The organism is Streptomyces sp. NPDC093094 (genome assembly GCF_044754345.1).
In the GTDB taxonomy this organism is placed as follows: Bacteria; Actinomycetota; Actinomycetes; order Streptomycetales; family Streptomycetaceae; genus Streptomyces.
In genome coordinates, this window is sequence record NZ_JBIVOX010000003.1 from 347,346 (window position 1) to 367,830 (window position 20,485).

Annotated in this window: 16 protein-coding genes and 2 pseudogenes; 11 read left to right on the forward strand and 7 right to left on the reverse strand. The window is 74.2% G+C overall.

Translation table 11 applies throughout. The features are described 5' to 3' along the window. The first annotated feature begins 157 nt into the window (after positions 1 to 157). Together ACIQGV_RS07635 and ACIQGV_RS07640 are read left to right on the forward strand one after the other, a co-directional pair. A complete protein-coding gene (locus ACIQGV_RS07635) occupies positions 158 to 1,099 on the forward strand; it encodes a glutaminase (protein ID WP_402491912.1) in 942 nt (313 codons plus the stop codon). Between the two features lie 226 nt (positions 1,100 to 1,325). Next, positions 1,326 to 1,526 (forward strand): annotated as a pseudogene (locus tag ACIQGV_RS07640) (glycosyltransferase 87 family protein); the annotation flags it as partial. A gap of 272 nt (positions 1,527 to 1,798) precedes the next feature. On the opposite strand, the gene ACIQGV_RS07645 reads toward ACIQGV_RS07640, so the two are convergent. Together ACIQGV_RS07645 and rho are read right to left on the reverse strand one after the other, a co-directional pair. Continuing rightward, positions 1,799 to 3,031 carry a D-alanyl-D-alanine carboxypeptidase family protein gene (locus ACIQGV_RS07645; RefSeq protein WP_402491914.1) on the reverse strand — a complete coding sequence of 411 codons (1,233 nt, stop codon included), beginning with the start codon at positions 3,029 to 3,031 and terminating at the stop codon, positions 1,799 to 1,801. A 122-nt stretch (positions 3,032 to 3,153) separates the two neighbouring features. Continuing rightward, positions 3,154 to 4,392 (reverse strand): annotated as a pseudogene (gene rho, locus ACIQGV_RS07650) (transcription termination factor Rho); the annotation flags it as partial. 716 nt (positions 4,393 to 5,108) lie between these two features. On the opposite strand from rho, the gene ACIQGV_RS07655 reads away from it, so the two are divergent. Both ACIQGV_RS07655 and ACIQGV_RS07660 read left to right on the forward strand, forming a co-directional pair. Beyond that, entirely contained in the window at positions 5,109 to 6,350 is a 1,242-nt protein-coding gene (locus ACIQGV_RS07655) for a cytochrome P450 (protein WP_402491916.1), read from the forward strand. 25 nt (positions 6,351 to 6,375) lie between these two features. Continuing rightward, entirely contained in the window at positions 6,376 to 7,140 is a 765-nt protein-coding gene (locus tag ACIQGV_RS07660) for a class I SAM-dependent methyltransferase (RefSeq protein WP_402491919.1), read from the forward strand. Here ACIQGV_RS07660 and ACIQGV_RS07665 read toward each other — a convergent pair. The 4 genes from ACIQGV_RS07665 to ACIQGV_RS07680 all read right to left on the reverse strand — a co-directional run bounded on the left by ACIQGV_RS07665 (position 7,110) and on the right by ACIQGV_RS07680 (position 10,854). Continuing rightward, positions 7,110 to 7,853: a GntR family transcriptional regulator gene (locus tag ACIQGV_RS07665; protein ID WP_402491922.1), complete on the reverse strand. Its 744-nt coding sequence runs from the start codon at positions 7,851 to 7,853 to the stop codon at positions 7,110 to 7,112. The two genes, ACIQGV_RS07660 and ACIQGV_RS07665, sit on opposite strands and share 31 nt — an antisense overlap. A 190-nt stretch (positions 7,854 to 8,043) precedes the next feature. Then, the gene (locus ACIQGV_RS07670) at positions 8,044 to 9,012 is read right to left on the reverse strand and encodes an acetylxylan esterase (RefSeq protein ID WP_402491925.1); all 969 of its coding nucleotides are present in this window, start codon (positions 9,010 to 9,012) and stop codon (positions 8,044 to 8,046) included. A 470-nt stretch (positions 9,013 to 9,482) separates the two neighbouring features. Then, positions 9,483 to 10,256, reverse strand: a complete 774-nt coding sequence (locus tag ACIQGV_RS07675) for a ferredoxin reductase (protein WP_402491927.1) — start codon at positions 10,254 to 10,256, stop codon at positions 9,483 to 9,485. Next, positions 10,249 to 10,854 carry a sulfite oxidase-like oxidoreductase gene (locus ACIQGV_RS07680; protein WP_402491930.1) on the reverse strand — a complete coding sequence of 202 codons (606 nt, stop codon included), beginning with the start codon at positions 10,852 to 10,854 and terminating at the stop codon, positions 10,249 to 10,251. Before ACIQGV_RS07680 ends, ACIQGV_RS07675 begins: the two co-directional genes overlap by 8 nt. Before the next feature lie 165 nt (positions 10,855 to 11,019). Between ACIQGV_RS07680 and ACIQGV_RS07685 the strand changes: the two genes are divergently transcribed. The 3 genes from ACIQGV_RS07685 to ACIQGV_RS07695 all read left to right on the forward strand — a co-directional run bounded on the left by ACIQGV_RS07685 (position 11,020) and on the right by ACIQGV_RS07695 (position 13,762). Then, complete coding sequence (locus ACIQGV_RS07685) at positions 11,020 to 11,730, forward strand: GNAT family N-acetyltransferase (RefSeq protein ID WP_402491933.1); 711 nt, start codon at positions 11,020 to 11,022, stop codon at positions 11,728 to 11,730. A gap of 175 nt (positions 11,731 to 11,905) precedes the next feature. Further along, on the forward strand, positions 11,906 to 12,766 hold the full coding sequence (locus ACIQGV_RS07690) for a putative protein N(5)-glutamine methyltransferase (RefSeq protein ID WP_402491935.1): 861 nt from the start codon (positions 11,906 to 11,908) through the stop codon (positions 12,764 to 12,766). 108 nt (positions 12,767 to 12,874) lie between these two features. Beyond that, positions 12,875 to 13,762, forward strand: coding sequence for a hypothetical protein (locus ACIQGV_RS07695; RefSeq protein WP_402491937.1), 888 nt, complete (start codon positions 12,875 to 12,877; stop codon positions 13,760 to 13,762). A gap of 6 nt (positions 13,763 to 13,768) precedes the next feature. Here ACIQGV_RS07695 and ACIQGV_RS07700 read toward each other — a convergent pair whose 3' ends face one another. Further along, on the reverse strand, positions 13,769 to 15,847 hold the full coding sequence (locus tag ACIQGV_RS07700) for a SpoIIE family protein phosphatase (RefSeq protein ID WP_402491939.1): 2,079 nt from the start codon (positions 15,845 to 15,847) through the stop codon (positions 13,769 to 13,771). 351 nt (positions 15,848 to 16,198) lie between these two features. On the opposite strand from ACIQGV_RS07700, the gene ACIQGV_RS07705 reads away from it, so the two are divergent. The 4 genes from ACIQGV_RS07705 (at position 16,199) to ACIQGV_RS07720 (ending at position 20,471) form a co-directional block, all read left to right on the forward strand. After that, positions 16,199 to 17,047 carry a hypothetical protein gene (locus tag ACIQGV_RS07705; RefSeq protein ID WP_402491941.1) on the forward strand — a complete coding sequence of 283 codons (849 nt, stop codon included), beginning with the start codon at positions 16,199 to 16,201 and terminating at the stop codon, positions 17,045 to 17,047. 126 nt (positions 17,048 to 17,173) lie between these two features. Beyond that, entirely contained in the window at positions 17,174 to 17,542 is a 369-nt protein-coding gene (locus ACIQGV_RS07710; protein ID WP_402491943.1) for a hypothetical protein, read from the forward strand. A gap of 336 nt (positions 17,543 to 17,878) precedes the next feature. Continuing rightward, entirely contained in the window at positions 17,879 to 19,894 is a 2,016-nt protein-coding gene (locus tag ACIQGV_RS07715) for an NADPH-dependent 2,4-dienoyl-CoA reductase (RefSeq protein ID WP_402491944.1), read from the forward strand. A gap of 31 nt (positions 19,895 to 19,925) precedes the next feature. Continuing rightward, positions 19,926 to 20,471, forward strand: coding sequence for a PadR family transcriptional regulator (locus ACIQGV_RS07720; RefSeq protein ID WP_402491946.1), 546 nt, complete (start codon positions 19,926 to 19,928; stop codon positions 20,469 to 20,471). Positions 20,472 to 20,485: the final 14 nt, after the last annotated feature.

The window sequence follows — 20,485 nt, forward strand, 5'->3', positions numbered from 1 at the left end:
TCGCCGGCCCGGGGTGTGCGGGGTGCTGGTCGCCGGGGGTGAGGGGGCTGGTCGCGCGGTTCCCCGCGCCCCTGGGGGTGTGGGCCGAGGGGCGTCGGTGGTTGTGGGGGCTCTCGGCCGGCGGGCGCAGGCGCGTCGGGGCCGGCCCGGAGGCAGAATGGCGATCATGCCTGTCGCGTCTTCGTCCCTGACCTTCCAGCCGGTCCTGGAGCGCATCGCCGAGGAGATCGAGCACACGCCCGGCCGGGGCCGCCCCGCCGACTACATCCCGGCGCTCGCGGCCTGCGACCCACGCCGCTTCGGCATGGCCGTCGCGGAACTCGACGGCACGGTGTACGGCGTCGGCGACTGGCGCGAGCCCTTCTCCACGCAGTCCGTCACCAAGGTCTTCACCCTCGCGCTCGACCTGGCCCGCGAGGGCGACGAACTGTGGGAGCACGTGGGCCGCGAGCCCTCGGGCAACCCGTTCAACTCCCTGATCCAGCTGGAGTACGAGAACGGCATCCCGCGCAACCCGTTCATCAACGCGGGCGCGCTCGTCGTCACCGACCGCCTGCACACCCGTACGGGCGACGCGGCCGGAGCACTGCGTGCCTTCCTGCGCGCCGAGAGCGGCAACGACACACTCGGCTTCGACGAGGAGGTCGCCGCCTCCGAGTCCGCGCACGGCGACCGCAACGCCGCCCTCGCCCACTTCATGGCGTCGTACGGCAACATCGACAACCCGGTCCCGGAGCTGCTTGACCAGTACTTCCTCCAGTGCTCCCTGCGGGCGTCCTGCGCCGACCTCGCCCTCGCGACCGCCTTCCTCGCCCGTCACGGCGTCCGCGCCGACGGCTCCCGGCTGCTCAGCCGCAGCCAGGCCAAGCAGGTCAACGCCGTCATGCTCACCTGCGGCACCTACGACGCGGCGGGCGACTTCGCCTACCGGGTCGGGCTTCCCGGAAAGAGCGGCGTGGGCGGCGGCATCATCGCGGTGGTGCCGGGCCGCTGCACCCTGTGCGTGTGGAGCCCGGGCCTGGACGAGCGCGGCAACTCGGTCGCGGGAGTGGCGGCCCTGGACAGATTCACCACACTGACCGGCCTGTCGGTCTTCTGAACCGGGCCGTACTCACACGCCCGTCACGCACAGACGGCCGGGCCGAGAGCCACCCGTCGCCTTCCGGCCGTCCGGCGGTGACACGCTGCCGACGTGCCGGCCACCACGCACCCTGTCGACCTCCGCCCCTGCACGGTCATCGGTCCGACCGGCAGCGCCGTCCTCGCGGCGGGCGGCGGGCACGGCGGCGGGCACGGCGGCGGGCGTCGCCGCGGGGGCGACGGCTCTGGCGGCGGCCGTCGCCCCGGACGCCTCGCGGTTCTACTGGACGCGGGCCCTGTGGGACACCGACCGGATCGGCCGTCTGGAGTACGTGTCCAACCAGTCGCTCCAGGGCGTCCTGGCCCGGCTCGGCGCGGGCGACCGCGCCGTGTGGGCGGCGGCCGTCTCGGCGGTCCTCGTGGTGTGGGCGGTGCGGGCACGCCGCGCGGCCGCCGACGGCGACCGGCGGGCCGCGTTCGCCCTGACGGCCTGTCTGGTCAGCCCGATCACCTGGGTGCACCACCTGGTGTGGCTGCTCCCGGCGTTCGCGGTGCCGGCCGGGGCCGGCCGGACGCGCCTCGCGGCCGCCCTGTACGCCGTGCCGTGCACCAGCGTGGTGTGGCTGTGGTTCCACGACGCGTCCGGCGTCGACGGGTTCCTCGGCTCCAACGCCTATGTCTGGATCACCCTCGGCCTGCTGCTGTGGCTGCCGGCCGGTCAGCCGCCCGTCGCCCAGCGCCGGGCGGCCCGCCTGGTCACCAGCGCGGTGATCCCGGCGCCCAGGGCGGTGGCCCCGGCGATGGCGAGCCCCTTGGGCCAGTCCGGTCCGGACCCGGCGGGAGCGGCCGCCGCAGCGGAGGCGACGGGACCGGCGGCGGTGGGACCCGCCGCGGGCGCGGCGACGGGCGACGCCTGCGGTCCGGTCACCGGCCGGGCCCTGAACGCGTCGAGCGAGCCCACCGGTTCGACCCGGTCGGCGGCGTCGAACCCCCAGTCGAGCAGCGAGCGTGCCTCCTCGTAGACGGTGAGGCTGCCGCCCGCCTGGGGGTTCATCACCGTGACGACGAGGGTGCGCCCGTCGCGGCGTGCGGCGGAGACGAGCGTGTGACCGGCCTGGGTGGTGTAGCCGTTCTTCACGCCGATCAGCCCCGGATACCGCTCCACACCGTCGGAGCCGGTCAGCAGCCGGTTGGTGTTGCGGATCCCGTACGAGCCTCCGCCGCGGCCCGGGAACATCGCCTCGACGGTGCCGCAGTACCGGGCGAAGTCGGCGTTGTGCAGCCCGGCGCGGCCGAACACGGCCAGGTCGTACGCCGACGACACCTGGCCGGGCGCGTCGTACCCGTCGGGGGAGCGCACATGGGTGTCCCGGGCGCCCAGGGCGCGGGCCTTCGCCTGCATCCGGGCGGTGGTGGTGCGCCAGCCGCCGTTGAGGGAGGCCAGGACGTGGACGGCGTCGTTGCCGGAGCTGAGGAAGACGCCGCGCCACAGGTCGGAGACGCGGTAGGTGTTGTCCTCGGCCACGCCGACCATGCTGCTGCCCGCTCCGATGCCGGACAGTTCCTCCTCCCGGACCCGGTGCCGCAGGCCCGCGGGCAGGGAGGGCAGCACCGTCAGGGCGAACAGCGTCTTCAGGGTGCTGGCGGGCGGCAGCCTGCGGTGCGCGTCGTGCGCGGCCAGCACCGCGCCGCTGTCCGCGTCGGCCACCACCCAGGACAGGGCGGAGACGTCCGGGACCGCGGGCGACCCGGCGCGGGGCCGGACATGTGTACCGGGGCGGTACAGCAGCGAGGCCGGTGATGCCGCGGCCCGGGAGCCGCCGGGGGCGCCGGGATCCGTCCCGGCCGGGGCCGCCGCCGCCACGGGGCCGAGGGCGAGGACGCCCGCGACGCAGAACGCGCAGGTCGACGCGGCCGTTCGGGAATGCAGGGAGGAGGATCCGATTTTCATATGGTCAACGTAGGAACGTGCTGTCGCCGGACCGTGCTGCCCTCGCCGAGAGTGCCGCGCGAGCACCCGGATGCCCTAAGGGCCCGGCGCACGGAACGGGCCGGCGTCCGCGCTCCCGGCCCTCAGCCGGACGGCGGCAGCGTCGGCTGGACGAGCCGCAGGAAGGCCGCGTTGTCCGGGGTCCGGCGCAGCCGGTCCAGGAGGGTCTCCAGGTGGGTGCGGCCGTCACGGGTGGTCACGGCACGGCGCAGGGCGCGTACGGCCGCCGACTCGGCCGGGGTGAGCAGGAGTTCCTCACGGCGGGTGCCGGACCGGTGGATGTCGACCGCGGGGAAGACCCGCCGGGAGGCGGGCTCGCGGTCCAGGCACAGCTCCATGTTGCCGGTGCCCTTGAGCTCCTCGAAGAAGAAGTCGTCCGCGCGGGAGCCGGTCTCGACGAGCGCCGTGGCCAGGACGGTCAGCGAACCGCCCTCCTCCGCGAGGCGTGCCGCGCCGAAGAACCGCTTGGGTCCGTGCAGCGCGGCCGCGTCGACACCGCCGCTGAGCGTCCGGCCGCCCGGGACGGCCGCGTTGTTGTGCGCCCGGCACAGCCGGGTGAGCGAGTCGAGCAGGATCACGACGTCCTCGCCGGCCTCCACCAGCCGCTTGGCCCGTTCCACGACGAGTTCGGCCAGCGCGATGTGCTCGCGGGGCGTGCGGTCGAAGGTCGAGGCGTACACCTCGCCGCGCACCGAGCGCCGCATGTCGGTGACCTCCTCGGGGCGTTCGTCGAGCAGCACGACCATCAGCCGGCACTCGGGGTGGTTGCCCGCGACGGCCGCCGCGAGCTGCTGGAGCAGCACGGTCTTGCCGGTCTTGGGCGGTGCGACGATCAGCCCGCGCTGTCCCTTGCCGACGGGCGCGAGCAGGTCGACGACCCGGCCGGACAGCCCGGACGCGGGGTGTTCCAGCCGCAGCCGCTCCCGCGGGTGCAGCGGGGTGAGGTCGCCGAAGAGGGGCCGCCCGCGCAGTTCCCCGGGCGGGCGGCCGTTGACCAGGCCCACCTCGGCCAGGGCGTGCCGGTCGCCGAGGACGCCCTCGACGACGTCGCCCTTGCGCAGGCCGTGACGCCGGATCAGGGCGGGGGAGACCTGCGGGTCGGCGGGTGTGGCGAGGCAGTCGAGGGGGCGCAGACGCCCCTTCCCGCTGCCGTCGACGTCCAGGACACCGGCGGCGAGCCGGGCCGCAGGGGGCTGCACCGGGGGGTGTTCGAGTGTGGTCGTCATGAGACTGTCCTTTCGCGGACGGACGGCACGGGACGTGCGTGGGGAAGGGGAGAGGCCGCGAGGGAAGGCACAGGGGCGGGCCTTCGGGCGGCGGAGGACAGCACCTCGGGGTACGGCGGGAACGCCCTGCTCACGAGGTGGTGCGGGGAAAGCCGGCACATCGGCCGACGGTCGAGGAAGAACTGGCACCGGCGCCCCGGACGGGGCGTGCACAGGTGCTGTTCGCACCGTACCACAGGGATACGGCGGCATCAGGAGAACACCTCGACAGCCGCAATTGTTCCCAACTCCCGCCCCCCGACTTCCGGGCCTCGACCCCCGACTTCCGGGCCTCGCCCCCCGACTTCCGGGCCTCGACCCCCGACTTCCGGGCCTCGACCCCCGGCTCCCGGGGCTCGGGGCTCGGCCCCCGGCCCCGGCCTCGGTCCCCGACCCCTGGGCTTCGGCTCCCGGCTTCGACCCTCGGGCCCCGGTTTTCGACGGCTCCCGGTCCTCAACTCCCGACCTCGGTTCCCGGTCCTCAACTCCCGGGCCTCCGGCCTCCGGTCCCCGACTTCCGGGCCTCGGGGCCTCGGGGCCCGGCTCCCAGCCCCGGCGGCCTGTCCGGTGTCTTTGCCGGCGGCTCGGCGTGATGTCTGTCCGGGGTTCTCCTCGGCGGCCTGGCGTGGTGTCTTTCCCGCCGTCTTCCGCTGCGGCTCGGTGCGGTGCCTCCGGCGGTGCCTCCGGCGGTGCCTTCCTCGGCGTGGCGCGGGCAGGCAGAATCGAACGCCGCGGGGCACCCGAGCGCCCCCTCACGACAAAGGAGTTCGCCGGTGGACACCTCGCCCGCCACGCCCCATCGCCTGGACCCGGCCGGGGGCTGCCCGCATGCGGACAACGCCCGGCTGCTCGCCCGGGGCGCCGTCGCGCCGGTCGTCATGCCCGGCGGGATCGAGGGCATGGCCGTGCTCGGGCACGAGGCGCTGAAGGAGTTCCTCGGCCACCCCGAAGTCGCCAAGGACGCACGGCACTTCACCGCCCTGCGTGAGGGGCGCATACCCGAGGGCTGGCCGCTCATGACCTTCGCGACCGTGCGGGGCATGACCACCGCCGACGGCGACGACCACCGCCGGCTGCGCTCCCTGGTGAGCCGTGCGTTCACCGCCCGCCGGGTGGCACAACTGCGTCCCCGCATCGTGGAGTTGACCGACGAGCTGCTCGACGGCCTGGCCCGTGCGGCCGCCGAGGAGGGAGGATCCGCCGATCTGCGGCGGCACTTCGCGCTGCCGCTGCCGATGAGCGTGATCAGTGAACTCCTGGGTGTGGAGCCGGAGTTCCGCGACCGGCTGCACCATCTGTCCAGTCAGGTCGTGGCGACCGACATCACTCCGGCGCAGGCCGTGGCCGCCAACCGGGAGCTGGTCTCCGTCCTCGCGGCGATCGCCGCGGCCAAGGCCGCGTCGCCGGGCGACGACCTCACCAGCGCGCTGATCGCCGCGCGCGAGGAGGACGGCGACCGGCTGTCCCAGGAGGAGCTGATCGGCACCCTGGTCCTGATGATCATCGCCGGGCACGAGACCACCCTCAACCTGATCACCAACGCCGTCCGCGCCCTGTGCGGCCACCCCGACCAGCTCGACCTGGTCCGCGCGGGCGAGGCGGACTGGGACGACGTGGTGGAGGAGACCCTGCGCTGGGACGCCCCGGTCAGCTACTTCCCGTTCCGCTACCCGGTGCGCGACCTCGTCGTCGGCGGCACCCTCGTGCCCCGCGGGACCCCGGTCCTGGCCGGCTACTCCGCCGCGGGCCGCGACCCTTCCGTGCACGGCCCCGACGCCGGCCGGTTCGACGTCACCAGGCCGCGCCGCCCCGACGCCGTGCGCCCGCTCTCGCTCGGGCACGGCGCCCACTACTGCCTGGGCGCCCCGCTGGCCCGGACGGAGGCGGTGATCGCGCTGGAGCGGCTGTTCGCCCGCTTCCCCGGCCTGCGCCTCGCGGTCCCGGAGGACGAGCTGGTCCGCCACTCCAGCTTCGTGGGCAACAGCGTGCGCACGCTGCCGGTGCGCCTGAAGTGACGGCGGCGGGACTACGCTGACGGGGATGTTCAGTCCCGAAGGCCCCACCCCGCGCGAACTGGCCGTCCAGGCCCTGTCGTCCGTCGAGCACGGCTACGACCTGCTGGCGCCGAAGTTCGACCGCACGCCTTTCCGCACGCCGGACTCGGTGCTTGAGGCCATGACGGCCGCACTGCGCCGCACCGGCGCCCACGACGACGGACTGGACCTGTGCTGCGGCACGGGTGCCGGGACGGCCGCGCTCGCCGGGGTGTGCGGGCGCAGCGTCACCGGGGTCGACTTCAGCGCCGGGATGCTCGACGTGGCCCGTCGGCAGGTCACCTCCGACGGGCCACGGCTCGCCTGGGTGCGGGCGGACGCGCGGGCGCTGCCGTTCCGCGAGGCGTTCGACCTGGTCGTCAGCTTCGGGGCGTTCGGCCACTTCCTGCCGCGCGAGCTGCCCGGACTGTTCGCCGGGGTGCACTCCGCGCTGCGGCCGGGCGGCTGCTTCGCCTTCCCGGTGGCCGCCCCGCCGCGCCCGGGGTCCCGGGCCTACTGGACGCTGCTGGGCTTCGACGCCGTGATGCGGGTGCGCAACGCCGTGTGGCGGCCGCCGTTCGTGATGTACTACCGCACCTTCCGGCTCGACGACGTGTCGCGCGAGCTGGAGCGGGCCGGATTCCGGGTGGACCTGCTCGCCCTGCCGGAGTTCGGGCGGCGCGACGACGGCAGTCCGCGCGTCCGCGCGGTGCTGGCCCGCCGGCGGGGGACCGGTGAGGGTCAGCCCGCGGCCGGCACCGTGAACTCGTAGACCAGGGCGTCCTGCCGGTCGTCCATCACGAGGTCCGTGATCTCCAGCGGCCGCGCGTACTGGTCGTGCACCAGCCGTGTCACCCTCACCGACGGTGTGTCGGTGAGGCGGGTGATGCTGTCGCGGTGGTGCAGGGCGAGTCCGGCCCGCCGCATCCAGTCGTACGCCCGGCGCAGCTGGGCCGAGGCCGTGCCGTTCGCGCGGTAGCGGTAACGGGCCAGCTCCTCGACCTCGGCGAGCGCCACCGCCGAGAAGGAGGTCACTGCGCTGCGCCGGCCGTGTCCGTCGGCGGCCGCGGACTCGTAGCGGTGGACCAGGGTCGGCCGGTGCGGGGCGAGACCGAGCGCCTCGGCGTGCTCCGGCGGGGGCGTCTCCCAGGTGACGGTGGCCCGGTCCACGGCGCCCGGCCCGCCCAGGTCGCGGGAGCCGACCGGGAAGGCCAGCGCGGACGGCGGCTCGACCGGCGCGGCGGGCAGGGTGGCGTGGCTGCCGCGCCGGTCGGTGGCGACGAGGCCGTCGCGGCGCAGCACCTCCAGCGCCTGTCGTACGGTCTCTCTGCTCACGCCGAAGTGCTCGGCCAACTGGCGTTCCCCCGGCAGCCGTTCGCCGGGCGGGATGGTGCCGTCGCGCAGTTCGCCGAGCAGCTCCGCCGCGATCCGCAGATAGAGCGGTTCCCCCGGGGGAGGGGGGTCGTGCGGGATGGTGCGGTCCATGCCGCGCCTCCTGTTGGTGACGTACCGTAGCCGTGCGGGCTCATTGTGCCACCAGATCTAGCATTGGTCTAAACCACCAGGGAAGGGCGGACCGCCGGTTCGGCCGAAACCGTACGCTCCCGAAGTCTTGGACCAGGCCCCCACCAGGGCTTTCTCGTCCACGGCCGGGAAGGCCGCAGGCCGAGGATCGTCAGGCGTACGACGCCAGCCAGCGCAGCTTCTCCGCCTCGTGGAACGGGCCGCCGCCCTCGTGGTCGTTGAAGTCGTAGACCTCGACGGCCTTGTCGGCGCCGCCCCAGGCGTTGAACGCGGCGAACACCGTCGACGGCGGGCAGGTCTGGTCCTCCAGGGCCGCCGAGAACAGCGCCGGAGCCCGGCCCCGCGCGGCGAAGTGCACGCCGTCGAAGTAGGACAGCGTGCGCAGGGCGTCCTCGGTGCGGCCGCGGTGCGTCTTGAGGTAGAGGCCGACCTCGCGGTACGGGTGACGGTCCGTCAGCGTCGTGGCGCGCGGGAAGTCGCACAGGAACGGCACGTCCGGCGCGACCGCCACCAGGTCCGGCACCAGGCCGCCCACGGCGAGGGTGATGCCGCCGCCCTGGCTCGCGCCGAGCACCGCGGTCCGCGAGGCGTCGGCCAGCGGATGCGAGCGGGCCGCCTCCACGGCGCGCACCGCGTCCGTGAACACCCGGCGGTAGTAGTAGTTCTCCGGCGCGTCGATGCCCCGGGTCATGAAGCCGGGGTAGGAGGGCGCCCCGCCCACCGGGTCGGCGGTGCCACCGCCGCCGCCCCAGGCGCTGCCCTGGCCCCGGGTGTCCATCACGAAGTGCGCACGCCCGCTCGACGCCCACAGCAGGTTCTCGTGCGGCAGTCCGCGCCCGCCGCCGTAGCCGACGAACTCCACCACCAGCGGCAGCGGTTCCTCCGCGTCCGCGGGCAGCCGCAGCCAGCCCTTCACCGGATGGCCGCCGAACCCGGCGAACGTCACGTCGTGCACCCGCACCGTGGTCAGGCCGGTGTCGACCGGCTCGAACCGGGCGTCCAGGTCGAACTCACGTGCCTCCTGAAGGGTCTTGGCCCAGAAGGCGTCGAAGTCCTCGGGCGCGGCCGAGGTGCTGCGGTACGCGCGGAGCTCGTCGAGGGGAAGGTCGAACAGGGCCATACGGGACCGCCTTCGCTGGTGATCGGATGATCTTCGATGAGGGCCGGATGATTGATCCACACCGTACGTGGGAGCGTGCACAGCCGCCAGGACCCGTTCGCCGCACGCGGTTCACGCACTGCTGCGCCGGTCCGCCACGGCTCGGTGAGTGCCCTGTCGCGCTCCCGTTCCGCCGGCCGGTGCCGGGAGTCCGGCCACGGATCCACCAGGTCGCCGCGGGCGGCGCCGGCCGGGACCGCGGTCCGGGCGGTGCGCACCTCGACGACGTCCGGCCGGAGGCGCGGCACGCTGTTCGCCGTCGCCGGCCGCCCCACCCGTTCCGCATACCGATCTCCTCGCCGGGGCGTGGAGTGCCCTCCGTGGCCGGGTACCCCGTACGGGCGGAGTCGATCACCGGAGAGCGGGAACGCGCCGGAAGCGGGGCCGGCCCCGAGGAGCCCTGGGGGCGGGCCCGCCGGACGCGTCGCCGGTCAGCCGAAGCGCTCGATGCGGATCCGGTCCACCGGCTGGCCCGCCGCCACCAGCAGCCGGGAGGCGTGCTCGGCGAAGGAGTCGGAGCCGCAGACGTACGCCTCCCAGCCCCCCGCGGGCGGCTCGGCCGTCAGCCCGGCCAGATGCGCGGCGCTCAGCCGGCCCACGGGCACGCCCTCGGGGGCGCCGCGGGTGAACACGGGCGTCGTCTCGGCGCCGTACTCGGCCGCGTAGATCAGGTCCTCGGGGCTGCGCGCGGACACCACCAGCCGCAGCGGCACGGCCAGTCCCCGCGCGCGGTGGTGGCGGAGCATCGACATCAGCGGCACCACCCCGGAACCGGCTCCGATCAGCAGCGCGGGCCGGTCGCCCGGCCAGGCGAAGAAGCCGCTGTGCGGGCCGCGCACCTCCACCGTGTCGCCGGGGCGCGCCTCGGTGTGGAACCAGCCGGAGACCTCGCCGCCCTCGACGTGGTCCAGGGTCAGCTCGATGTGCCCGCTGTCGTCCGGCGCGGACGCGACCGAGTAGTGGCGCTGGGCGGTGTAGCCGTCCGGCGCCGTCAGCCGCAGCTGGAGGTGCTGGCCGGGCACATGACCGGCCCAGTCCGGCACCGCGAAGCGGAAGGTCGCCGTACGCGGGGTCTCGCGGCGGATGCCGGTGAGCGTGGCGGTCTGCCACACGGTCGCCACATGGGTGGGCACGGAGATCCGGCCCGGGATCGCGAACCGGCTCGCGGGAGTGAAGACCGGGGCCGTGGAAGCGGTGTCAGTCACCGGAGAACCTCTGCTCCTCCCAGGGGTTGCCACGCTGGTGGTACCCGTTCTGCTCCCAGAATCCCGGCTCGTCGTGGTCGAGGAGGTGCAGGCCCGCGACCCACTTGGCGCTCTTCCAGAAGTACAGGTGCGGCACCAGCAGCCGGGCCGGGCCGCCGTGCTCGGGCGCCAGCGGCCGGCCGTCGAACTCCCATGCGACCCACGCCCTGCCGCCGGTGAGATCGGCGAGCGGCAGGTTGGTGGTGTACCCGGTGTGCGCGTACGCGACGACGTGCGTGGCCTCGGGCAGCGGGCCCGCCGCCTCCAGGAACACGTCCAGGGACACCCCGCCGAAGCGGACGCCGAACTTCGACCAGCTCGTCACACAGTGGATGTCGCCCTCGTAGACGGAGGCGGGCAGCGCGTGCGCCGCGTCCCAGTCCCAGCTGCTCGGACGCCGCACCAGGCCGTCGATCCGGAAGGTCCAGTCCGCGGGCGTGAGGTCGGGGGTGACCTCCGCGGACAGCACGGGCCAGTCGTCGCCCGCGTCGTACTGGCCGGGCGGCAGCCCGGGACGGTCGACGCGCGGCCGTCCGGAGAAGCCTCGGGTGACGTTCATGGAGGTGGTGCCTGCCTACGAGGTGACGTGCGGGTTGCTCACTCATTCAACCGTACGGGTCCGCGGGCGCTGCCCCGGACCGGGGGCGGACCCTCGATCGTTAAGGCCGTATGAACACTCCCGAGCTGCGGGAATAGCACCCCGGTCCGGCGGGATTGCCCTGGCATGAGCTCACACGTGCTGGACAACCCGGCCCTCGCCTCCCTCACCGGCCCGCACGCCCGCTTCGCCGAACGGCGCGGCCGGGTGATGCGCTACCCGCTGGACGTCTCGCCCTGGCTGGCGCTGCCCGACGAGCCGGACGCCCGGGACTGGGCGGACCTGGCGGAGCTCGCCGGCCCGGGTGCGGAGGTGCCGCTGCCGGGGTTCGCGGGCCGGGTGCCGTCCGACTGGGAGATCACCTTCGAGGCGGAGGGGGTGCAGATGACCGACGACGGCCTGGCCGCCGCACCCGACCCGGAGGCCGTCCGGCTGGGCCCCGCCGACGTGCCCGAGATGCTCGGCCTCGTCGCCCGCACACAGCCGGGCCCCTTCCTCCGGCGGACCGTCGAACTGGGCACCTACCTGGGCATCCGCCGTGAGGGGGCCCTCGTCGCCATGGCGGGGGAGCGGCTGCACCCGCCGGGCTGGACCGAGATCAGCGCCGTCTGCACCGACCCGGCCGCCCGTGGCCAGGGCCTCGCGGGCCGGCTGGTCCTCGCGGTCGCCCACGGCATCCGCGCCCGCGGCGAGACCCCGTTCCTGCACGCCAGCGCGCGCAACACCGACGCCATCCGCCTCTACGAGTCCCTCGGCTTCCGCCTGCGCCGCCGTACGGCCTTCCTGGCGGCCAGGGCACCCCAGCAGCAGGCGGAGGAACAGCCGGTGGGCGTGTGATCACCGGTGTAGGGTGGGCACCCGGCCGTGGAACCTCCCGGCCGGGCGAGACCGAGGAGGTGAGACCCATTACCGCTGGTCAGGTCGGGTGCTCTCACCTCATGCCACTGCGGGCCACCGTCACCGGGTGACCCACGGGAGCGCCCTTCGGCTCTTCGAAAGGCTCTCGGCTTCCATGCCTTCTTCCTCCGCGTCCTCCCCTTCCGCGGCTTCTTCCTCCGCGTCCTTCGTCTCCCCGCCGCCCTCCGCCGCCGCGCCCGATCCCTCGTCCCGCGCCTCGCTGGTCGCCGCGCTGCGCGCCGCCGGCTGTGTCTTCGCCGAGGACGAGGCCGAGCTGATCCTCGCCACCGCCCGCACCCCGCGGGAGGCCGCGGACATGGCCGGCCGGCGCGCGGCCGGGCTGCCCCTCGAACTGGTCCTCGGCTGGGCCGAGTTCGCGGGCCGCAGGATCACCGTCGAACCCGGTGTCTTCGTGCCGCGCCGCCGCACCGAGTTCCTGGTCCGCCAGGCCCTTGCCGAGGTCCCCGGCGCCCGACTGGTGGTGGATCTGTGCTGCGGCTCGGGCGCGGTCGGCGCGGCGCTGGCCGCGGCTCTCGGTCCGGTCGAACTGCACGCCGCCGACATCGACCCGGCCGCGGTGCGCTGCGCCCGCCGCAACACCGCCGCCGCGGGCGGCCGCGTCCACGAGGGCGACCTCTTCGAGGCGCTCCCCGGCGAACTGCGCGGCCGGGTCGACGTCCTGGCGGCCAATGTGCCCTACGTCCCCACCGGCGAGGTCGGCCTGCTGCCCGCCGAGGCCCGTGACCACGAGCCGCTCGTCGCGCTCGACGGCGGTGCCGACGGTCTCGACGTGCTGCGCCGGGTCGCCGCGGGGGCGCCGGGCTGGCTGGCGCCGGGCGGGCGGCTGCTCGTCGAGACGAGCGAGCGTCAGGCCCCCCGAGCGGTCGCGGCCTTCACCGCCGCCGGACTGGCCACCCGCCTGGCCGTCGACGAGGAGCTCCACGCCCAGGTCGTGATCGGCACCCGCACCGGCTGAACCGGCCCCCGGGCCCAGGGCCCCGCGGTGGGGCCGGCGGGAGCGGTGAACGTCGTACGGCTTCCGTGCGTCGAAGGGTCACCACTTCGCCGGTCCCAGGGGGAACCCATGCGCATCCGTACCGCGTCACTTCTCTGCCTTGTCGCCGTCCTGTCCGCCGGCTGCGGTCAGGAACACGCCGCTGACGGCTCGGGGCGTACCGCCCCCGCCGGGGAGAACGAGCGTGCCCGCCGGGTCGCCGCGGCCTGGGACGGTTCCGACGCCGCCGAGGCGTGGCGGCGGGGCTTCTACCCGATGGCCGACGTCGTCCAGCTGCCCGAGAACGCCTTCCGCAGCGGCGCCGACAAGGAGGCGTACCTGACGCAGAACTTCGAGCTCCGCGGCGTCCTGCCCGCACGGCACCCGCGGCAGGGCACGGTGAAGTGGGACGGCGGGGCCACGCTCGACCTGCCGCTGACGGACGCGCGCGAGGCGTTCGGGACGCTCGACCGCAGCGGCGGGGAAGGCCCGGCGCTCGTGGTGACCGCGGCCCGGCTCGGCACCATGGAACTGGCCACCAGCCGCGGCCCGGCGACCGTCCCGGCCTGGCTGTTCACCCTGCGCGGCTACGACACCCCGCTCAAGCGCGTCGCCCTGAGCCCCTCGAAGCAGCCGAAGCCGCCGATCGGGCCCGCGGCCGACACCCCGAGCGACGAACTGTGGCCGCTGGAGCAGCTGATGGAGACGGCCGAGGACGGACGGTCCGTCACCGTCCTGGCCGCGCACGGCTCCTGCGACGACGGGCCGGCCGTGGAGGTGCTGGAGACCGGCGGCTCCGTCGTGCTGTCCGCGTCGATCCGGAACCCGAGCGAAGGGGACTGCACCGCGGATCTCAAGATGACCGAGGTGACCGTGCGGCTCGGGCGGCCCCTCGGCGACCGTGTGCTGCTGGACGCCTTCACGGGCCGGCCGGTGTCCTACGGCAACGAGCAGGGCCGCAAGCCGACCTGGGACTGAACCGGCTCAGTCCGACTCCCGCGCCCGGGCGATGAGAAGCGCCACGTCGTCGTGGTTGTCGGGGTGGTGCAGGGTGCGCACCAGCAGGTCGCAGATCTCGTCCAGCGGAAGGGTGGGGCCGCGCAGCAGGTCGAGCAGGGTGTCGAGCCGCTCGTCCAGGGAGTGCCGGCGGGTCTCCACCAGCCCGTCGGTGTACAGCACCAGCTGATCGCCGGGCCGGAAGCCGAACGCGGTCGTGGTGAAGGCCACCCCGCCGACGCCCAGCGGCGCCCCGGTGGGCAGGTCGAGCAGTTCGGGGTCGTGGCCGGCGCGGATCAGGGCGGGCGGCAGATGGCCCGCGTTGGCGATCCTGCACTGTCCGACGGCGGGGTCGTGGACGGCGTAGAGGCAGGTGGCGATGGCCTGGTCCAGGCCCGCGGTGATCCGGTCGAGGTGCTCCAGGAGCAGCGCGGGGTCCAGATCGAGCGCGGCGAGGGTGGTGGTGGCCGTGCGCAGCCGCCCCATCGTCGCGGCCGCCGAGATGCCGCTGCCCATCACGTCGCCCACGACCAGCGCCGTCTTGCCGCCCTCCAGCGGGATGACGTCGAACCAGTCGCCGCCGACCTCGGTGGTCGCGCCGGCCGGCTGGTAGCGGGAGGCGACCTCCAGGCCGCCGGTCACCGGGGGATGGCTGGGCAGCAGGCTGCGCTGGAGGGTGAGCGCGGTGTCGCGGGCGTTCTGGTACCAGCGGGCGTTGTCGATCTGCACGGCCGCCCGCGCCGCCAGCTCCCGGGCGAGCAGGACGTCGTCCTCGGTGAACGGCAGCGGATTGCGGGTGCGTTTGAGGTCGAGGGCGCCGAGCACCTCGCCGCGGGCGATGAGCGGTACGGCGAGATAGGAGTGGACGCCCGCGCGGCCCAGCTGCACGGCCGCCTCCGGGGAGCGGGCGATCCGCGGCAGGTCCGCCTCGTCGACGTGCGGCAGCAGCACCGGCAGCCCCGTGCGGACGCACTCGGTGACCAGACGGTCGGCGCCGTAGCGGGCCACCTGTCCGGGCCGGTCGGCCGCCTCCAGGGCCATCGGCGAGCGGTCGGCGTGTACGGCCAGCGCCCGGATCACGGCGGCCTGCGCCGGACCGAGGTTCGTGGGACGGCCGCCCACGACGGCGTCCAGCAGATCCACGGCCGCGATGTCGGCCAGCTCCGGGACGGCCACGTCCGCCAGCTCGCCCGCCGTGCGGTACAGGTCCAGGGTGGTGCCGATACGGGCGGAGGCGTCCGCGATCACGGCCAGCCGCCGGCGGGCCGCCTCGGCCTCCACGCCCGCCCGGTGCTGCTCGGTGACGTCGACGACCGACAGGGCGACGCCGAGGACCGTGCCCAGCGCGTCCTCCAGCCGGTACATCGACACCGACAGGGCGTGGTCCTGCTCCGGGTCGGCCGGGGTCCGCCCGACCGCCGGCCGGTCCACCAGCGGCTGCCCGGTCGACAGCACCCGCCGGGCCGCGGTCTCCAGGTGCCCGACGTCCAGCCGGGGCAGCACCTCGCCCATCGTGCGGCCCAGATGGTCCTCGGCGGACACGCCGTCGATGCGTTCCAGCGCCGGGTTGACGGAGACGTACCGCAGGGAGGTGTCCAGCACGGCCAGACCGATGGGGGACTGGGCGACCATACGGGTGGACAGGGCCACGTCCCGCTCCAGCCGGCGGACCGTCGACTGGTCGGCGGCGAGCCCGAGGGCGTAGCCGTCGCCGCGGGCGTCCGTCAGCCGCATGTTGCGGAACTCCACCATGTGGGTGGAGCCGTCCTTGTGCCGGATGGGGAAGGCCCCGGCCCAGCCCTCACCGGTGGCCATGACGTCGGCGAACAGCTTGACGACCACGTCCATGTGCTGCTCGTGCACCATGATCTGGGCCGCGTACCGGCCGAGCGCCTCCGCCGCCGGATAGCCGAACAGCTCCTCGGCCTGCGGGCTCCACAGCACGATGCGGCCCTCGTCGTCCAGGACGATCGAGGCGACACCGATGACGTCCAGCAGTCCGCTGGGCCGCACCGGGCCGCGGACCGGTTCGCCGCCCGCTGTCACGGGAGGTCCGGCTGCACCCATCCCACGCACCGCCTTCGCCCGTCCTCACGGCACGTTGTCCCCCGTGCCGACTCCCCATGCCGTACCACGCTCAACCATTTCTCTTACGCCACCCCGCCCTTCTCCACCATCCCTCAGCACCGACCGAGTCGTCCTGGGATAGGACGCCCCCGCGCGCCCGAAGGGGGCGAGAAGCGGACCCGCGGGGGCGCGGAAGGGGCGTGACCAGCTCCGAACGGCCGGTGCGCCGCGGATCGCGCGGTCCCGGGACGGTGACCCGCGCGACAACCTCAATATTGGCCTGTACATGACCATCGGCTCGGGCCAGACTGTCCGCCGAGCGAGATCCACCCCCCATCGAGGAGCCGACACATGCGTCTGCTGGCCGGACTGTTAGCGCTGACCACCGCCGCCGCCGTACTCACCGCCGGGCAACCCGCCGCCGCAGCGGACGCCTGGACGGAGACCGGCTCCGACCGGGCCCGCCCGCTGGACGAGAGCCAGGGGCTGACGTCGGTGGAGTTCCCGGCCGGCAGCCCCAACCGCTACACCGGGATCGGCACCATCCCGGTCGGCGTCTCCACCCGCGGCTGGAACCATGTCGGCGACCCCGACGCGTCGTACGACGGCCACTACGTGGAGCCCTACCAGCGCGACTCGGGCGGCGCGAAGATGTTCCGCGTGCAGGCGCCCGGCGGCGGCTGGTCCGAGTACGTGCACACCCTGAGCCCCGGCGAGGCGTCGAACAACTCCTGGGTGGCGATCTCGCCCGACGGCCAGTGGATGCTGGCGGGGGAGTGGGGCACCATGACGCGGCTGCTGGTGTTCCCCACCCCCGGGGCCAACCCGGCCACCTCCCCCTCGGCGAACCTTCCCCAGGCGGCCACCGTCCGCCTGGACCGCGCCGTGCGGGACGTCCAGGGGTGCGACTTCTCCGGTCCCACGACGCTGCTGTGCTCCTCGGACGACCCCGAGGGCAGCCTCTTCGGCATGACCAAGCCGCTCCTCCAGGTCGACCTCTCCGCCCCGGCCGGCGCCTCCGACGTCTTTGGCCGTGTCACGGCCCTGCGCCGGCTGCCGACCCGCAGCGGCTGCACCGGCGACTTCGAGACGGAGGGCGTCGACTACGACCGCCGCAGCGGCACCCTGAGGGTGATCGTGATGTCCCCGGGCTTCTGCATCCTCACGGACAGCAGGACCTACCGGTTCACCCGCGGCTGAGCGCTCCCTCGGTCCGCCGGTCCGCCCGAATCCGCGGATCGGCGGACCGCGGGGCGCATCGCTCGTGCCTCCCTGGGAAATCGGTGGTTTTCTGGGGATGTGCCCCGCACGAGAGGAGCGATCACGATGGACCGCGAGCGACCGCACGAGGAGTCCGTCTCCGTCGAGATCAGCGGATGCAGCAAGGAGGACGCCCGGATCGTCTTCGACGCCCTGTGCGCCTGCTTCGAATCGGACCGCGGCAGCGACGACGTGCCGCAGCAACTGCACGAGACCCGCCCCATGGTGTGGCTCGGCACCTTCGAGGTCACCGAGGCGCGCGAGTGTCCGGTCCCGGCCCGGCTGGCCTCCACCGTCGAGGCCGACGCCCACGGCGGCTACTGGGCGATCGACCGCCTGCGCCTGACGCTGGACTCGATGTTCACCGTGCGTGACCTGACCTCCGCCTCCGGCGACCAGGAGCGCGAGCTGCACGTCCTCCTCGAAGGGCGGTGACCTGGGGGCTGCCGTTCGGATCATGCCGGCGTCGCGGGGTCCGGCACGCGCTCCCCCGGAGGGGGTGCCCCCGGCGGGGTTGTCGTCGGTTGCCGGCTCTCCCGCGCCCGGCTTCGCTCGTGCGGGGGACCCCCATCGCGTCGGCGCCCTCCTCCGCCTGCAGTCGCACGCACCGGACCCCGCTCGGGGCCGGCCGAGAAGGTGCTGCGCCCTCATGGCCGCCCTGATCCGAGCGGTGGCCCCGGCCACACGGCCCCCGACCTCTTCTGCAACTAGTTGCATAATCCGTGCGCAGTCCTCTACAACAGAGGTACGACACCGCGCACGGAGGGCCCGATGAGCCGTTACCCCCACCTGCTGAGCCCGCTGGACCTGGGCTTCACCACGCTGCCCAACCGCGTCCTGATGGGCTCGATGCACGTCGGACTGGAGGAGGCCGAGCGCGGCTTCGAGCGGATGGCGGCGTTCTACGCCGAGCGCGCCCGCGGCGGTGTCGGCCTCATCGTCACCGGCGGCATCGCCCCCAACGACGAGGGCCGGCCCTACCCCGGCGGCGCCAGGATGACCACCGAGGCCGAGGCGGAGCAGCACCGGGAGATCACCGAGGCGGTGCACCGCGAGGGCGGCCGCATCGCGATGCAGATCCTGCACTTCGGCCGGTACGCCTACCACGAGGACCTGGTCGGCCCGAGCCCGCTCCAGGCCCCGATCAGCCCCTTCCCGCCCCGTGAGCTGACCGACGCCGAGGTCGAGCGGACCATCGACGACTACGCCCGCGCCGCCCGCCTCGCCCGGCAGGCCGGCTACGACGGCGTCGAGATCATGGGCTCCGAGGGCTACCTCATCAACGAGTTCATCGCCCTGCAGACCAACCGGCGGACCGACCGCTGGGGCGGCTCCTACGAGAACCGCATGCGCTTCCCGGTGGAGATCGTGCGGCGGGTGCGCGAGGCCGTCGGCGAGGACTTCATCATCATCTACCGGCTGTCGATGCTGGACCTGGTGCCCGGCGGCTCCACGCTCGACGAGGTGATCACCCTCGCCAAGGCGATCGAGGCGGCCGGCGCCACCATCATCAACACCGGCATCGGCTGGCACGAGGCCCGTATCCCCACCATCGCCACCTCCGTGCCGCGCGGCGCCTACACCTGGGTCACCAAGCGCCTGATGGGCGAGGTGAGCATCCCGCTGGTCACCACCAACCGCATCAACACCCCCGAGCTGGCCGAGCAGCTGCTCGCCGACGGCACCGCGGACATGGTGTCGATGGCCCGCCCGATGCTGGCCGACGCCGCGTTCGTGAACAAGGCCGCCGAGGGCCGCCCCGAGGCCATCAACACCTGCATCGGCTGCAACCAGGCATGCCTGGACCACACCTTCAGCCTCAAGATCACCTCCTGCCTGGTGAACCCGCGTGCCTGCCACGAGACCGAACTCGTGCTGTCCCCGACCCGGCTGCGCAAGCGCGTCGCCGTCGTGGGCGCCGGCCCGGCCGGCCTCGCCGCCGCGGTGACCGCCGCCGAACGCGGCCACGAGGTCACGCTGTTCGACGCGGCGAGCGAGATCGGCGGCCAGCTCAACGTGGCCCGCAAGGTCCCCGGCAAGCAGGAGTTCGACGAGACCCTGCGCTACTTCCGTCACCAGCTCGACGCCCACGGGGTCGACGTGCGCCTGGACACCCGGGTCGCGGCCGCGGACCTGGCCGGCTACGACGAGGTCGTCGTCGCCACCGGCGTCACCCCGCGCACCCCCGAGATCCCGGGCGTCGACCACCCGAGCGTCGTCGGCTACCTGGACGTGCTGCGCGACGGCGCCCCGGTCGGCGACCGCGTGGCCGTGCTCGGCGCGGGCGGCATCGGCTTCGACGTGGCCGAGTTCCTCACCGACGGCGGCGACAAGGCGCACGAGGACCCCGGGACGTACTTCCGTCACTGGGGCGTCGACCTGGACTACCAGGCCCCCGGCGGTCTCGCCGCGCCCGAGCGGCCCGTCCCGCCGCGCCGGGTCCATCTGCTCCAGCGCAAGACCACCAAGGTCGGCGCGGGCCTCGGCAAGACCACCGGCTGGATCCACCGCGCCGAGCTCAAGCACCGCGGCGTGACCATGGTGCCCGGCGTGCGCTACGACCGTATCGACGACGCCGGACTGCACATCACGGTCGGCGACGAGAGCACGGTCCTGGAGGTCGACACCGTCGTGCTGTGCACCGGACAGGAGCCGCAGCGCGAGCTCTACGACGCGCTGGTCGCGGAAGGCCGCAGCGTGCACCTGGTCGGCGGCGCGGACGTGGCCGCGGAGCTGGACGCCAAGCGCGCGATCAAGCAGGGCACCGAGGTCGCGGCCGCCCTCTAGGGGGTGGCCCCGCGATCCCTAGGATGACCCCATGTCACTCCCGCACGCGATCCTGACCGCCCTGCTGGAAAAGCCGTCCTCGGGGCTGGAGCTGACCCGCCGGTTCGACCGGTCGATCGGCTACTTCTGGTCGGCCACGCACCAGCAGATCTATCGCGAGCTGGGAAAGCTGGAGGGCGAGGGGTTCATCCGGGCCCTGCCGAGCGAACAGCCGGCCCGCGGGCAGAGGAAGAGCTACGAGGTGCTGCCCGCGGGCCGCGCCGAGCTGGCCCGCTGGACGGCCGCGGCACAGGACCCCAGGGCGCAGCGTGACCCGCTGCTGCTGCGGCTGAGGGCCGCGGCCGTGGTGGGCACCGAGGGCATCGAGGACGACCTGCGCCGTCATCTCGACCTGCACCTGCGGCAGTTGGCCGAGTACGAGGAGATCGAGAAGCGGGACTTCCCGCCCGGCAGGGACGCGGCGCAGGACCGCCTGCGGCATCTGGTGCTGCGGGCCGGCATCGAGCTGGAGACCTTCTGGACGCAGTGGCTCACCCACGCCCTGGAGGAGGTCGCGGAGCTGCCCGGGCCCGAGTGAACGGGCCCGGGCGG

What these genes read in the sequence shown, in the direction of transcription:
- ACIQGV_RS07715 (WP_402491944.1), top strand. Translation starts at nt 17,879, where the DNA reads ATGAGCCGTTACCCCCACCTGCTGAGCCCGCTGGACCTGGGCTTCACC.
- ACIQGV_RS07665 (WP_402491922.1), bottom strand. Translation starts at nt 7,853, where the DNA reads ATGGACCGCACCATCCCGCACGACCCCCCTCCCCCGGGGGAACCGCTC.
- ACIQGV_RS07690 (WP_402491935.1), top strand. Translation starts at nt 11,906, where the DNA reads ATGCCTTCTTCCTCCGCGTCCTCCCCTTCCGCGGCTTCTTCCTCCGCG.
- ACIQGV_RS07635 (WP_402491912.1), top strand. Translation starts at nt 158, where the DNA reads ATGGCGATCATGCCTGTCGCGTCTTCGTCCCTGACCTTCCAGCCGGTC.
- ACIQGV_RS07705 (WP_402491941.1), top strand. Translation starts at nt 16,199, where the DNA reads ATGCGTCTGCTGGCCGGACTGTTAGCGCTGACCACCGCCGCCGCCGTA.
- ACIQGV_RS07680 (WP_402491930.1), bottom strand. Translation starts at nt 10,854, where the DNA reads ATGAACGTCACCCGAGGCTTCTCCGGACGGCCGCGCGTCGACCGTCCC.
- ACIQGV_RS07685 (WP_402491933.1), top strand. Translation starts at nt 11,020, where the DNA reads ATGAGCTCACACGTGCTGGACAACCCGGCCCTCGCCTCCCTCACCGGC.
- ACIQGV_RS07645 (WP_402491914.1), bottom strand. Translation starts at nt 3,031, where the DNA reads ATGAAAATCGGATCCTCCTCCCTGCATTCCCGAACGGCCGCGTCGACC.
- ACIQGV_RS07700 (WP_402491939.1), bottom strand. Translation starts at nt 15,847, where the DNA reads ATGGGTGCAGCCGGACCTCCCGTGACAGCGGGCGGCGAACCGGTCCGC.
- ACIQGV_RS07695 (WP_402491937.1), top strand. Translation starts at nt 12,875, where the DNA reads ATGCGCATCCGTACCGCGTCACTTCTCTGCCTTGTCGCCGTCCTGTCC.
- ACIQGV_RS07710 (WP_402491943.1), top strand. Translation starts at nt 17,174, where the DNA reads ATGGACCGCGAGCGACCGCACGAGGAGTCCGTCTCCGTCGAGATCAGC.
- ACIQGV_RS07660 (WP_402491919.1), top strand. Translation starts at nt 6,376, where the DNA reads ATGTTCAGTCCCGAAGGCCCCACCCCGCGCGAACTGGCCGTCCAGGCC.
- ACIQGV_RS07670 (WP_402491925.1), bottom strand. Translation starts at nt 9,012, where the DNA reads ATGGCCCTGTTCGACCTTCCCCTCGACGAGCTCCGCGCGTACCGCAGC.
- ACIQGV_RS07720 (WP_402491946.1), top strand. Translation starts at nt 19,926, where the DNA reads ATGTCACTCCCGCACGCGATCCTGACCGCCCTGCTGGAAAAGCCGTCC.